The organism is Sphingomonas sp. Leaf10, assembly GCF_001421245.1.
Classification (GTDB): Bacteria; Pseudomonadota; Alphaproteobacteria; order Sphingomonadales; family Sphingomonadaceae; genus Sphingomonas.
Map to the genome: position 1 here is coordinate 86021 of NZ_LMKE01000023.1, position 12461 is coordinate 98481.

Annotated in this window: 6 protein-coding genes, 6 pseudogenes and 1 other annotated feature; of the genes and pseudogenes, 2 read left to right on the top strand and 10 right to left on the bottom strand. The window is 61.5% G+C overall.

All coding sequences use genetic code 11. From position 1 onward, the window contains the following. The first annotated feature begins 135 nt into the window (after positions 1-135). Positions 136-1632 (top strand): tryptophan halogenase family protein, encoded by a 1497-nt coding sequence (locus tag ASE59_RS13745; RefSeq protein ID WP_056457285.1) that lies wholly within the window; start codon positions 136-138, stop codon positions 1630-1632. Beyond that, a complete protein-coding gene (locus tag ASE59_RS13750) occupies positions 1629-3239 on the top strand; it encodes an alpha-L-fucosidase (protein WP_056457288.1) in 1611 nt (536 codons plus the stop codon). Before ASE59_RS13745 ends, ASE59_RS13750 begins: the two co-directional genes overlap by 4 nt. Before the next feature lie 691 nt (positions 3240-3930). Here the strand turns inward: ASE59_RS13750 and ASE59_RS19290 are convergent. The 10 genes and pseudogenes from ASE59_RS19290 to ASE59_RS13775 form a co-directional block, all read right to left on the bottom strand. Continuing rightward, positions 3931-4119 carry a DUF6771 family protein gene (locus tag ASE59_RS19290; protein WP_082458457.1) on the bottom strand — a complete coding sequence of 63 codons (189 nt, stop codon included), beginning with the start codon at positions 4117-4119 and terminating at the stop codon, positions 3931-3933. 115 nt (positions 4120-4234) lie between these two features. Further along, a pseudogene (locus ASE59_RS19900) lies at positions 4235-4441 on the bottom strand (MucR family transcriptional regulator); the annotation flags it as partial. Positions 4442-4530: 89 nt separating this feature from the next. Further along, a pseudogene (locus ASE59_RS13755) lies at positions 4531-5151 on the bottom strand (IS3 family transposase); the annotation flags it as partial. Positions 5152-5563: 412 nt separating this feature from the next. Beyond that, positions 5564-5965 (bottom strand): DNA recombination protein RmuC, encoded by a 402-nt coding sequence (gene rmuC / locus ASE59_RS13760; protein ID WP_268795286.1) that lies wholly within the window; start codon positions 5963-5965, stop codon positions 5564-5566. Positions 5966-6256: 291 nt separating this feature from the next. After that, positions 6257-6523 carry a hypothetical protein gene (locus ASE59_RS13765; RefSeq protein WP_056457293.1) on the bottom strand — a complete coding sequence of 89 codons (267 nt, stop codon included), beginning with the start codon at positions 6521-6523 and terminating at the stop codon, positions 6257-6259. A 104-nt stretch (positions 6524-6627) separates the two neighbouring features. Then, positions 6628-6828: pseudogene (locus tag ASE59_RS19300) on the bottom strand (transposase); the annotation flags it as partial. A gap of 286 nt (positions 6829-7114) precedes the next feature. Then, positions 7115-7300: pseudogene (locus ASE59_RS21050) on the bottom strand (hypothetical protein); the annotation flags it as partial. Between the two features lie 44 nt (positions 7301-7344). Beyond that, positions 7345-7500: pseudogene (locus ASE59_RS21055) on the bottom strand (transposase); the annotation flags it as partial. 136 nt (positions 7501-7636) lie between these two features. Then, positions 7637-10423 (bottom strand): TonB-dependent receptor domain-containing protein, encoded by a 2787-nt coding sequence (locus ASE59_RS13770; RefSeq protein ID WP_321163228.1) that lies wholly within the window; start codon positions 10421-10423, stop codon positions 7637-7639. 636 nt (positions 10424-11059) lie between these two features. Further along, a pseudogene (locus tag ASE59_RS13775) lies at positions 11060-12167 on the bottom strand (IS3 family transposase). Beyond that, positions 11824-11940: a sequence feature (AL1L pseudoknot), on the bottom strand. (Overlaps the previous pseudogene by 117 nt.) Positions 12168-12461: the final 294 nt, after the last annotated feature.

The window sequence follows — 12461 nt, forward strand, 5'->3', positions numbered from 1 at the left end:
GATCCCTGCTCGAACATAATCGGCTTTTATCGCTGGTGAGTTTAACTTTCAGATATGCAACACACAAGTATCTGACTAATATTATGTGATAATTATTATTTTCGGATACTAAATAAGATTGGCTGGGGAGGATCGATGGTAAACTCGATCAGACAGGTCGTAGTCATTGGAGGCGGCACCGCTGGATGGATGGCAGCCGCTGTTCTCGCACAGCAGCTCGCACCCAATCAGTGTACGGTAACGCTAGTCGAATCTGCGGAGATCGGCACAGTGGGCGTTGGCGAGGCTACAATCCCACCCATAATGCAGTTCAATCGTTTGCTGGGTATCGACGAGGATGATTTAATTCAAGCGACGGGGGGCACCTACAAGCTCGGTATTGAGTTCCGCGATTGGGGCGCCATTGGCGATGCCTATTTCCATCCATTTGGTCATTATGGTGCCGATTTGAACGGCATCCCCTTTCACTTGCACTGGCTCTGCAACCGTCCGGGTTCGCTTGGCGACTATTCGCTGGTAGCGCAGGCGGCCTATGCCCGTCGCTTCGTTCGCACGTCGGATGATCCGAAGCATGTCCACTCACGCATGGCCTATGCCTTACACTTCGATGCAGTACGCTATGCGAAATTCCTGAGCGATCATGCGATTGCGAACGGTGCGACGAGGATCGAGGGGCGGATCGTTGATGCAGTCCGCGACGAACGTGGACATGTAAGCGCGGTCCGGTTGGCTGATGGTCGGTCGGTTGCAGGCGACCTCTTCATTGACTGTTCCGGGTTCCGCGGACTTCTGATCGAGGAGGCGCTGCAAACCGGTTATGTCGACTGGTCGCACTGGCTGCCAATGGACCGAGCCGTGGCTGTACCGAGCGTACCGGTGTCAGCGCCTGATCCATTCACCCGATCCACTGCCGGACGCGCCGGTTGGCGCTGGCGCATCCCGCTGCAGCACCGCGTTGGCAACGGACATGTTTACTGCAGCAGGTACATTTCCGATGATGAAGCCACTGCCGAACTGCTGGCCGGGTTGGATGGCGAAGCGCTTGCCGAGCCGCGTCAGTTGCGGTTCACCACGGGCCGACGGGCGGCGTTCTGGAACGGCAACGTTGTAGCACTTGGTCTGGCGGCAGGCTTCGTAGAACCGCTCGAATCGACCAGCATTCATTTAGTGCAACGGGGGATCGTGACGCTCATGTCGCTGTTCCCTGACGGCGGGTTCGATGCTGCGACGACCACCGAATACAATCGGTTGATGACACGAGAGTTCGAAGCCGTCCGCGACTTCATCATACTCCATTATCATCTCACCCGGCGCGACGATTCCCTACTATGGAACCACGTCCGCACGATGGACGTACCCGACACCCTCAAAGCTCGTATGGAGCTGTTTGCTGCGCACGGCCGCCTGATGCTCGATCCGCACGAGCTCTTCCGCGAACCGAGCTGGACCGCGGTGCTGTTGGGTCAGGGATTATGGCCGCGTCGGCCTGACCCTATAGCCGCGGCGCAGGACGACGTCCGACGCGCCGAAACGCTCTGGCGTATGAAAGATCTGATCGGGAGGGGCGTCTCCGCGATGCCGAGTCATGCCACATTTCTAAACCATCCATCCAGAAAGGACACGTCTCGATGAAGCGACGCGATTTCCTTGCCGGTTCCTTGGCATTGACCGGGAGCGCCGCTGCTGGCGCTCAGCATAACGGCACGATCCGACCGACCTGGTCGTCCCTCGCCGACTCCTATGTCGCACCCGAATGGTTTCGCGATGCGAAGTTCGGCATCTGGGGTCATTGGGGTCCGCAGTGCCAGCCGGAGGCAGGTGATTGGTATGGACGCCAAATGTATCAGCAGGGCAACTCCTTCTACGACCGTCACATAGGCCAGTACGGCCACCCCGCCGATACCGGGTTTCTCGACATAATAGGAACGTGGAAGGCGGAGCGCTGGGACCCTGCTGCGTTGGTACGTCGCTACAAGGCGGCGGGCGCACGTTATTTCGTGAGCATGGCTTGTCATCACGACAACCTTGACCTGTTCGACAGTCCGCATCCCTGGAACAGTACCCGCGTCGGGCCACGTCGAGACATTGTGGGCGAATGGAAGCAGGCTGCGCGTGCCGAAGGTCTACGGTTCGGCGTCAGCAACCATGCCAGCCATGCCTGGCATTGGTGGCAGACCGCGTACGGGTACGACCCTATCGGCCCACGTGCAGGACAGCGCTACGACGCAGCACGTCTGACCAAGGCTGACGGGCGCGGAAAATGGTGGGACGGGCTCGATCCGCAGGACCTGTACACCAAACCAGTAATGGCGCCGCCTGACGGCTTCACGACCGTCGAGCAGATGGAAGCATGGCTAGCAGCGACCAGCGGACGTTGGATGGAATTTGCTCCGGCTGCCAATCTTGCCTTCGTTGATGGATGGCTGCGGCGGCAGAAGGCTCTGGTTGAGCGGTACGATCCGGATCTTGTCTATCTGGACGATTACGGTCTGCCGTTCGGACCGACCGGGTTGGAAGCGCTGGCTCATTACTACAACCATGCAGTCGAACGGTCCGGCCGTGCCGACGTTGTCCTCACCGGTAAGGTATTGTCGGCGTTCCAACGGAAGGCAATGGTTGAGGATATCGAGCGTGGCTTCTCTGATCGGCTGCGCGACGAGCCTTGGCAGACCTGCACCTGCATCGGCGACTGGCACTACAACCGTGACCGGTTCGTCGAGAAATCCTACGTACCTGCAGTGCAGGTACTGCAACGGCTCGCTGACGTAGTATCCAAGAACGGCAACCTGCTGCTGTCGGTGCCGATACGCGGAGACGGTACGATAGATGCCGAGGAAGAACGCATCGTCGATGCGATCGGCGGGTGGATGCGCGTCAACGGCGATGCGATTTATGGTACGCGGCCTTGGCGGATTTATGGTGAGGGACCGACTGACTTGTCAGGGGGGATGCACAATGAAGGACAGGCGGCAAAGCTGGGCGCGCAGGACGTTCGCTTCACGACGAAGTCCGGTGCCCTAAACGTAATCCTACTTGCTTGGCCGAATTCACCTGTAAGCATCAAGTCGCTCAGCACCAGTGCTATAGGGCGTATCGAGAAGGCCATGCTGCTAGGGAACGGGCCAATTGCTGTGCAGCACAATGCCGAAGGGCTAACGCTATCGTTGCCACCCGCCTCCCCCGGTGCAATGCTGCCGGTCATTCGGTTAGACGGTAATCGTTTGGCCCTGGATGCCTAGAATAATTAGAATGGTTAGCGGAGAAAGATCCACACTACGCGAAATACGGCGAAGCTCGACACAGAAGGTTGGCACCATCGGCCCCGACACGAACAACCGGTCACAGAATGGTCGCTGCTCTGTTGGCCAACCTGCGTCGGCCTTCGCTCTCGTCCAGTTCTACGTTCAGATGGTCCGCCCCTGTCACGACGTTGAGCTTCTACATCCGCGCATCAGTAAGTGGTGATGGTAGCAGACCGGTCATTCTAGTTGGCACCAAACGCCGGCGTTCGCCGCCGTTAGCCCTCAACTTGAACGAACTGCATTCTACCGGGCTCGGTCGCCCGGAAGCGGACAGGTGCCTTACGATCAGGTATTCGCCTCCCGCCAAGTCGTGCAGGTGAACCGTAGCGGTTAGCCGCGCAAGCGCCGGGTCAGCTGCTCCCATTCATCCTCCGTTCGCGGAAACGGATCTGCAGGCGTTGGTACTTCCGTAACCGCTCTCATGTGCGGTCCCCGTCGGCCACATCGATCGCAACGGATGCGGTGCGCGAGACCCTCCAGTTGCGTATTCCAGCCCCGACAAAGCGCGTACCTGCAGAACCGGAAAGCATCATAGACGTGCACCTTTCCGCAGGCACAGGTGACGCGAAGGTTGGCCTTGTGTTTGACGAGGTCATGGAGGCTTTGGAGGCGGGTGTTCGCGGACACGTCACAACGGAAGCCGAAGCTGGTTCAGATCGGCAGCAGGCGCCGGATTGATGCGGTCGCATATCGTCAGGGCAAGCTCCTTGGCGGCTTGCTGACGGAGATGTTCGGATGGAGCAGTTAGGCCAACGCGCGCCCAACCTGCCGAGGTGAGCAGCGCGTCGGTGATCTGAGCGGGGTCAATGCGTTCCATTCCTGTATAGGAACATAAAGGGAACGATTCGACAAGTCGGTTTGAATTATTTCATAGGTGGAAGCCGTGGCAGCAGCAGACGCTTGGTAGGGTAACTGGCCACCAAACGCGCGCACTAAACTGCTCGGCTTTTACGCGTAGGCGGCTTCGGCCCTCTTCGCTCCCCGACGACCCTTTGACGACACCGGGCCAGAAGTGTCTGCAGGCGCAGACTCGTCCGAGTTCGCTTGGCCTTGCGTCCAAGGCCGATCCGTTTGGCCATGTCACGGCGGCTCTCGCTGTATGCTTTAGCGACCATTTGATAGTCGGCCTTGAGACCATAGCAACCAGAGACCGACCGGTGTTGTCGCGCATGAGCGCAGGTGAAGCAACGGGCGAGGTTAACCCCGCCCGTTGCTGTTCGAGCCCGGCAGCGAAGGCTGCCGGAGTGGCGTAGCCGAGCGACGAGAGCGGTCGCTCGGTGTTGTAGTCGTCGACCCAGCGGGCGAGGATCGAGCGGGCCTGACCAATGGTGAAGAACAGCGCCTCGTTGAGCGGCTCGTCGCGCATGCGACCGTTGAAGCTCTCGACAAACCCGTTCTGCGTGGGCTTGCCCGGCGCGATGTGATGCCACTCGACGCCTGCATCGCCCGACCAGGCGAGCACCGCGTTCGACGTCAGCTCGGTCCCGTTGTCGCTGACGATCATCTTCGGCCTGCCACGCTCGGCAATCAGGTCGGCCAGCTCGCGCACGACCCGCCGACCGGAGATCGAGGTGTCCACCACGGCGCGCAGGCATTCGCGCGTGACGTCGTCGACGATGTTCAGCACCCGGAAGCGCCGACCGGTGGCGAGCTGGTCATGCACGAAGTCCAGACTCCAGCGCTGGTTGGGCAGCGCCAGCACCGGCGCAGGCGCCCGCGCGCCAACGGCGCGCGTTCGTCCCTTCCTGCGTCTGACCGTCAGGCCCTCCTCGCGGTAGAGACGCTGCGTCTTCTTGCGGTTGATGGTGACGCCGTCACGCCGCAGCAGGATGTGTACCCGCAGCGCCCCCCCGCAGTCGAACCTGCTGATGGACTGGTGCACCGGGGGGGAGAAGTGCCGGTCGGCATACGGCGCTGCGAGGCCGGCCATGCATGCCGACGAGGACTCCTACCAAAAGTTGCAGCTCCTGCTTCTCGAGGGTGTCGACGCCGAGCGGGCTTGGCAGGAGGAACTTCAGCGGGCCGTAGGTCGAGATATTCCCGCGAAGTCGTCGTTCTGAACCAGATCCGCGGTAGGAGCGGATCATACCTCGTCGACCATGTCCGAAGTGACATGGTCGACGCAGTCGTCGAGCCGAGGTTTCCGGGGAGGAAAAGAGGCGCAATATACTTCGATTCCGGGCAGATCAGATCGACCGTCGGACGCGATAAAGCCGATCACTTATCGATTCGGTTCCCCCGTCGACTGGATCGAACCCGTCCTATTCGGCGGCCACCGAGGATCCTAGTTCTTGATCCTCATCCTCGCCAAGAACGAGATCGATCAGGTCTGATGCTTCCGGACCCTCAAGCATCTCAACGTCCCGTAGCTTCCTCGTGACTGCGCGGGTGCGCTTGCCCGCTTCGTCGACGGTCCTGCGAGCGGTATCCAACTGCTTGCCAAGCTTCTCCCAGACCTGCCCGTATTTGGTGAACTCGGCCTTTGCCGCGCCGAGAACCTGCCAAACCTCGCTTGACCGCTTCTCGATCGCAAGCGTGCGAAACCCCATCTGCAAACTGCTCAAGAGGGCGGCAAGGGTCGTGGGGCCTTGGATCATGACGCGGTGCTTCGTCTGCATGTCGCTGGCCAACCCGGGTCCTCGCTTCTTCGCGAAACGTCGCAGGAAGTGTGGTGGCGATTTGTTCGAGGACGGCGATCCGGGTGATGAGTTCCTCCGGCAGCGAGGCCGGCCGTCCGACTTTCAGCAGGATCACCACGCACAGGACGACGACGATGATTGCCAATCCCAACGCCGCGTAAACCGCAAGCTCCATCTTCTTTTCTCCTTCGCATCAGAGCATGCCGTGCACCCGCTCCGTTCTTGCTGGGACCGTACAGAGCCTGAAACAAAAGCGACAGCGAGCTCCGCAAGTCCATCCAGACAGGACGGTTCAATTCTGCGTTGCTTGCGAGCTCAATCTGGTCGCTGATTGGGATGTGCAAGCTGCCGAACGATGCCGTTGAAAGCCGCCGTACATCCCCGTGCACGCCCGATATCGTGATCGGTACCGGCAGAGTTCCAGAACATGTCGAGCGGCCATCGTTCGGGACAATCCGCAATCAGGCACCGAAGCGCGAGACGCACCTCAATGGTGTCGACCTTGCCCTTGTCCGACCGGCCGGCCGCCGCGCGCAGGATGTGCAGCGACAGTTCGACGATGATCCGCTGATGGCACGACATGGACGATCACTGGAAGTCGCGCGACTTGATCCGCACCACCTGTCCGGGATCGATGCCGTTGGCGTGCGGCGGCCAATAGCTGTCGCGCGGACCCGGCCGCCACCCCAGCGCTTCCACCGGTTGTAGAGCGTCTTGTGTGGCCCATAGGGGCTGGGCGCATCTCGCCAGCGCAGCCCATTGCGGTTGACGAAGACGATGCCGCTCAGAACCCGTCGGTCGTCCACCCGCGGCCGGCCGTGGCTCTTGGGAAAGAACGGCCGCAGCCGCTCAATCTGCTCATCCGTCAGCCAAAACAAGTCACTCATTCCGGTCTCCTCGCGGGAGCCTGAATCAGATCGCGACGCTCACATCAATGGGTCCGGACCCTAACCGGCATTCAACTTGTGCGTTGCCGTCAAAAATATTCATTGCGCTGCGAAGTTGATAAGTAGCAGGGGTTGGAAAGGCTACCCTTCGCTAAAGTAGCATTTTAATCGCTAACTATTTGAGAAAATTCATTACCCTTACGAACGTCGTAAAGGGCAACGGCATTCCCTCCGATAGCGGAGGCTGTCGAAGCGGACGGGACATGCCCGGCTTCGACGCTATTGCTCAGAGTCCGTTTGAGGACGTTCGGTGACGGACGATCTGGCGCAGCTTGAGGCTGCGGAGCGCCACATGGATCGGGGCTTCGCAGACGTCGAGGCGTTGCTCGTAATCCCGAACGGGTCGCTTCCATTTGATCATTGATCTGGAGGTACGCTCGACACTCCAGGGCCGAGGCAGGATCTGGGAGCCGGTCGCAATACGCGGCATTTACGATGCCGGGTGCGGTTACAGGCACCGGTGCTATCGGAAACGTCGGCGGTGGCGAAATCGACCATCAGCAGCCTTTCGTCGGCATCGACGGCGATGTGGCGCTTGCGGCCGACGACCGCCTTCCCGGCATCGACCCCACGCTTTTGTGCCGCTGGCGCCGTGATCGACCGGCTGCCAACGCGCAAAGTCGTCCGTCAACGCACTCTGAAACTGTCTCCAATACAACTATCGTCGAATTTCGCCCGGCGCAGGCTGAGAGTGCCATTATTCACAGGATGTGCCGGAGCGGGCGTTCGCCACCCGCTCCGGCTCCAATCACAAACCGTAGGACAGGCGCAGATAGCCGAAGCGGCCCGGCACGTCATAGGTCGTCGGGTCGTAGTTGTTGAGGCTGCACGAGAAGCAGGCCGGCGGGTCCTGATCGAAGACGTTGTTGACTCCCAGCGTCAGCGCGAAGCGGCTGTCCATCCATGCCGGGCGGAAGGCGAGTTGGACGTCGCCGTACAGCCGTTCCTTTAGCACCGTCGTGTTCTGGATTTCGCGGACGTCGTCGATGAACCGACCGGTAAAGGACGCAGTCACCGGCCCGACCGCCCAGTCGATCGTCGCCAGCCCCTTGAACCGGGGATAGGCCTGATCCGGGCTGCCGCGCTCGGTCCCCTGATAGCGGGTCGTCGTGGTCCCGTTGGTGGCAGGCACGGTTTCCTGATAGCCCAGCAGATAGTTGCCGATCACCGACAGCCCGAACACGCCAGCGCCCGTTTCGCGGGTGCGCAGCGTGAAGGTCGCGTCGATGCCGCGCGTGCGGATGCCGCCGGTGTTGAGCAACAGCCCGCTGATCGACGAGATGAAGCCGTTGGCGGTCCGCGTCGTCGCCGCGCACGACAGCGGATCGCCGGTCAGCGCGCAGCGGCCGAGCAACACGTCGGCAGGAATGGCGGCGATCGCGTCGCGCACCCGGACGTCGTAATAATTGACCTCCAGGCTAAGCGCGCTGGCAAAGCCGCCACGCGCCCATGCCGGGCTGTAGGCGCCGCCGAACAGCAGCGTACGCGCTTTTTCGGGCTGCAACGCCGAATTGCCGCCGGTCAGGACCGGCAACTGGCCCGCCGGTTCGGCATAGCTGCCACTGGCCGGCACGCCGTCGGCGATGCAGTTCGTGCGCGCGGTGGCGTTGGTGCGGAACAGGCTGCCCGCAACGTTCGAACAGGGATCGGGCAGCGACTGGTCGAAGCGCGACTGCGCGCCGAACAATTCGCCGATCGACGGCGCACGAACGCTTTCCGCATAGGATCCGCGCAGCAACAGGTCCGACACCGGCTTCCACAACGCGCCACCGGTCAGCGTCGTATTGCCGCCAAACGTCGAATAGTCCGAATGGCGAACCGCACCGTTCAGTTCGAGGCTGCTGAAGAACGGCACGTCCTTCAGCAGCGGCAGGCGGATTTCGCCATAGACTTCATCGACGTTGAAGCTGCCACGCGCGGCCTGCGCCGGAATGTCCGCGCCCAGCCCCGCCTGAATCAACGGATCGGGGGTGAAGCTGCCCGACTGGAAGCGATGTTCATAACCGATCGCGATGCCGACCGGACCACCCGGCAGGTCGAACAACTGGCCCGACAGGTTGGCGGTATAGTCGTTCAGCACCTGATTGCTGCGGGCGCGTTCGTCGAAGCCGATGAAGCCCAGCATCGCCGGGGTGATCGACCCGACCCCGCCAAAGACGTTGAGCGGTACGCATTCGCCGGTGCACTGGCCGATCGGACCCAGCGCCTGGCGCAGGCGGGCGACGTTGACGTTGCCGGTGAACAGCTGCTTGGCATCGTTATAGCCGACGACCGCGCTGGCATCCCAATACCAGTTGCGGCCCATCATCTCGAACTGGCCGTCGAGCGTGCCGGTGACCGACATGGTATCGACGGTCTGGCTGTAGGTGCGCTGCCCCGCCTCGACCAGACGGCGGAAGATCGCCGAATAGGTCGCGGGCTGACCATTGTCGCCGCCGTTGAGCGTGCGGCCGAACGGGTTGAACGGGTTGGTTACGTCGATCGAAACGGTACGCGTCAGCGGCCCGCCGCCCGCATCCGGGCCGATCGGCAGCGGCAGGAACGCGGCCTGGTTCTGCGACTGGCGGTGGTTGTAGACGGCCTTCACGCGCAGGTTCAGTGCTTCGGAAAATTCGGCGCGGGCGTTGACGAAGCCGCCATAGCGTTCGCTGGGCGTCAGGAAATAGTTGAACGGCGCGAAATTGAACCGGTCGCCGGCGGTGAACGCCTTGAAATCGCCACCGGCCAGCGTCGGGTCGTACACCGGCGTGCGGCTGATCACCGGCGCGCGCAGCGTCAGGTTCTGGCCATTGACGATGAAGCGGCCCAGCGGCGTGTAGCTGGAACAGCCCCCAATCGGGTCGGCACAGCTGGTCTGGCCGGGATTGGGGAACAGCGAGATATCGCGGTCGGCGGCGCTGACCGATCGTTGGCGGATGTAGAAGGCACCGGCGACGAAATCGACCGGCTGGTTCGACCCGTTACCCCAGCTCAGCTGGTAGTTTTCGGTCTCGCCATCGCCCTGTTCGAGAAACTGGCCATATTGCGCCTGTGCGCGGAAGCCTTTTTGACTCGATTTCGTGATGATGTTGACGACGCCGGCGATCGCGTCCGATCCGTACAGCGGCGACGCCCCCGATTGCAGCACCTCGACCCGGCCGATCATCACGTCGGGGATCGAGTTGAGGTCGACCGACGCCGGAATGCCGCTGGCCGAGGCACCGTTGACGTAACGCAGACCGTCGACCAGCACGAGCGTCCGCTTTGCACCCAAATAGCGCAGGTCGATCGCTGCCGATCCGGCGCCGACGCCACCGCCGTCCGGCGGATTGCCGAAATTGCCGGAATTGTTGAACTTGGTGTTCAGCCCGCCGGCCGAGCTGGGAATGCGTTGCAACACGTCGGCGATCGACGACAGCCCGGTGCGCGCAATCGCCTGTTCATCGACGCTGACGACCGGCGACGGCTGATCGGTCGGATCGCGACGAATGCGGGAACCGGTCACCACGATCTCACCGGTGGCGTCGGGATCGTCGGCGACGTTGGGGCTGGACACGGAAGGCGCTGTCTGGGCGTCCGCAGCGGTAGCCAGGGTCGTAGACACGATAGCGAGAACGGCCCCGCCGCATAATACGGCCGATCGGAAACTCAGCATGTTAGCAAACCCCCATGTTGCTGTTTTATTATGAGACAAGGCTCGCGGGATGGATGCCGATCTGCAAGTCGGTTTTCCATGGCGAACTTGTACGGTGGTGCAATTGTCGCACTGTGTTGTGGATAAGCCACATCGCCCGAGAACGCATACGGCAATAATTACATCAATATTCTTAAAAGCGATGGATGCTCCACCACGCATCTTAGCTGGATCATTTAAGCAGCGGGAACAGCGTCTTCGCTTCCTGCGAGCAGCACTGCATCCCTATCGGGCGCTACCCAAACGGGGGTCGCTACTCCGGTTCGGCAATTGGGCCTGACGCTAATGATACGGCGCCGACAAGCGGCCATTGAAGCGTTTTGGCGGACAGGATGCATCTTTGCGATGTTGCGCTTCACCAGCAGCCGGCGAGCAAACATTCTCACGTTGAGATGAAGCGTCCCGGGTTTCCCACAGGCAGTTTGGTTTGGGTCATGGCGCCATAGCGAGTTTCTTCTATGCGGCATAGTAGTTGGCCTCGGCTTCAGCGGGGGTGACCTAGCCGACGGGACCGAATATGCGATGGTTGTTGAACCAATTGACCCAGCGCAGCGTCGCCATTTCGACAGCCGCGAGGCTTGGCCAAGATCGCTGACGCCAGATGACCTCAGCCTTGAACAACCCGTTGATCGTCTCGGCGAGGGCATTGTCATAGGAGTCCCGACGCTGCCGACGCAGGGCACCAGCTTCGCCTCGGCCAGGCGCTGGGTGTAGCTCATGGCAAGGTATTGCGAGCGCCTGTCCGAGTGGTGGACGAGACCATCGCTGGCGGTGGGGCGACGGGCATGGATGGCCTGCTCCAGGGCATCCAGCACGAAGCCCGCAGTCGCGCTGCTGCTGACCTTCCAGCCGACGATCCGGCGGGCGAACGCATCGATGACGAACGCAATGTAGACGAAACCCGCCCAGCTATGGACGTAGGTGAAATTCACTACCCACAAGGCATTCGGGCGCTGAACCTCGAAGGCCCGATTGACCTTGTCGAGCCGGCACTGGGCCTTGCGGTCGGGAACGGTGGTGATGCACGACTTCCCGCGCCGGACACCGGCCAGCCCCATCGCCTTCACCAGCCGCTCGACCGTGCATTTCGCGATGGTGCCGCCGTCACGCAGCAGCTGGCGCCAAACCTAGCGCGAGCCGTACAGGCCGAAGCTGGCCTCATGGACGCGCCGGATATGGCCCCTCAACTCGTCGTCACGCCGGGCGCGGGCGAACCGTTTGCCCGGGTCCGCGAGGCGTGCGCCATGTTGATGATCTGAGGAGGGGGCGACCGCCAGTTCCCGGCAGATCGGCTCGATCCCAAGCTTTTCTCGATGGAAGTCGATGAACGCCATCGTCATCGCCTGTGGCGCTCGAGCTCCGCCATCGTGAAATATGCCGACGCCTTCCTGAGGATCTCGTTGGCCCGGCGAAGCTCCTTCACTTCCCGTTCGAGCATCTTGAGCCGGGCGCGGTTATCGTCGGCCATCGCTGCTGGTCCTGCACGCTGGCCAGCCTCGTCACGGCACCAGCGCCGCAGCGTCTCTGCCGTGCAGCCGATCTTGCTCGCGATCGACACCAGCGCATCCCATTCCGAACGGTGATCCGCTCCGTGTTCGCTCACCATCCGGACTGCACGCTCGCGGACCTCAGGCTAAAACTTGTTCGTCGTCTTGCTCATTTCCGGTGCTCCTACTCACAAGTCGGAGCCTCCGGAAAACCCGGGACGCTTAAAATGCACCCTGAGACGTTGTCGAGCGATCGGCGTGGTCAGGCTTCGATCGAACCATTATTGGCGGACCCGTACCCATTGCCCGTTTTACGTCTTAACAATCGTGCGCCGTCCGGCAGGTACTCCTGACGTGACCCCGGTCTTTCATCCAGCGGCAACCAGAGACCGACCGTGGTTTTCGCGCATAAG

Excerpts from the sequence above, each read along its gene's own strand:
- ASE59_RS13750 (WP_056457288.1), top strand. The coding sequence starts at position 1,629 with ATGAAGCGACGCGATTTCCTTGCCGGTTCCTTGGCATTGACCGGGAGC.
- ASE59_RS13765 (WP_056457293.1), bottom strand. The coding sequence starts at position 6,523 with ATGTCGTGCCATCAGCGGATCATCGTCGAACTGTCGCTGCACATCCTG.
- ASE59_RS13745 (WP_056457285.1), top strand. The coding sequence starts at position 136 with ATGGTAAACTCGATCAGACAGGTCGTAGTCATTGGAGGCGGCACCGCT.
- ASE59_RS19290 (WP_082458457.1), bottom strand. The coding sequence starts at position 4,119 with ATGGAACGCATTGACCCCGCTCAGATCACCGACGCGCTGCTCACCTCG.